Source organism: Microbacterium sp. Cr-K20 (assembly GCF_000708325.1).
Taxonomy (GTDB): domain Bacteria; phylum Actinomycetota; class Actinomycetes; order Actinomycetales; family Microbacteriaceae; genus Microbacterium.
Genome location: NZ_JARE01000034.1, coordinates 1 through 1,487, shown reverse-complemented (window position 1 = coordinate 1,487; position 1,487 = coordinate 1). Strand labels below are relative to the sequence as shown.

Here is a 1,487-nt window from a genome sequence, read left to right as displayed (position 1 = left end):
GGCGCCCCGTGCGCCTCGACCCGATCCGCACGGGGAACGACAGGAGCCCGCGCCCGCGCCCGCAGCCTGACCACCGCCGCCCGGGTGTCCACCGCCGGGAGTAATGTCGGCCTGTGGCCTCCTCCTTCGCCCCGCTCCAGCGGCTCGTCATCTCGATCGCCGTGCTCGCCTCGTTCGTGACGTTCCTCGACGGCACCGTCGTGAACGTCGCCCTGCCCGCGATCAGCCGCGAACTCGGCGGCGGCATCACCACCCAGCAGTGGGTGGTCGACGCATACCTGATCACGCTGAGCGCGCTGATCCTGCTCGCCGGATCGGTGTCCGACGCCTACGGCCGCGTGCTGGTGATGCGCATCGGTCTGATCGCGTTCGGAATCGCCTCCATCGCGGTGGCCGCGGCCTTCGATCCGCTCATGCTGATCATCGCCCGGGCCGCGCAGGGTGCGGCCGGCGCGCTGCTGGTGCCGAGTTCGCTCGCGCTCATCACCGCGACCATGCGCGCCGACGTGCAGTCCCGGGCGATCGGTGTGTGGACCGCCTTCACGACCGGAGCCCAGCTCGTCGGCCCGCTGCTCGGCGGCCTGTTCGTCGACTACCTGTCCTGGCGCTTCGTCTTCCTCATCAACGTGATCCCCATCGGCATCACCCTGCTGCTGCTCGCCCGCCTGAAGCTTCCGGAGCACCCGCGCGGCATCAAGGTCGACTGGTGGAGCGGTGCGCTGTGCGCCCTCGGCCTCGGCGCCGTGGTGTTCGCCCTGATCGAGCAGCCCAACATGGGGTGGCAGTCGCCGGCGATCTGGATCCCCGCTGTCGTGGGCGCTGCCCTGTTCGCCCTGTTCCTGTGGCGCCAGCAGCACTCGGCCTCGCCGCTCATGCCGCTGTGGCTGTTCCGGGTGCGCGACTTCGGCTGGGGCAACCTCGCCACCCTCTTCGTGTACGCGGCACTGTCGCTCAACGGCTTCGTCGTCGGTGTCTACCTGCAGCAGGGCGCGGGTCTCAGCGCCACGGCGGCCGGGCTCGCGAGCCTCCCGATGACGATCCTGATGATCCTGATCTCTTCCCGCGCGGGACAGTGGGCCGGCCGGTGGGGGCCGCGCATCTTCATGACCATCGGTCCGCTGATCATGGCGGTCGGCGCGCTCATGCTGCTGCTCGTCGCAGACGACTTCGACTACTGGTGGCAGGTGCTGCCCGCGATGATCGTGATGGGTCTCGGCCTCTCGCTCACCGTCGCGCCGCTGACCGCCGCGATCCTCGGGGCGATCGACGAGAACCACTCCGGCATCGCCTCGGCGGTGAACAACGCGATCTCCCGCGTCGCCGGTCTGCTCGTCGTCGCGATGCTCTCGACGATCGTCGGCGGCACGCTCGACCTCGACGGCTTCCACAATGCGGCCTGGGTCACGGCGGCGCTGCTCGTCGTGGGCGGCGTGGTGTCGTGGATCGGCATCCGCCGCAACCCGGCCGAACCGGCGCCGGCCGACGTC

Annotated in this window: 1 protein-coding gene; it reads left to right on the top strand. The window is 70.4% G+C overall.

Annotated elements, in window-relative coordinates; all coding sequences use genetic code 11:
* Positions 1-113: 113 nt before the first annotated feature.
* Positions 114-1,487, top strand: a 1,374-nt coding sequence (locus tag GZ67_RS0105630; RefSeq protein ID WP_029261058.1) for an MFS transporter, incomplete at its 3' end; no start/stop codon positions are given.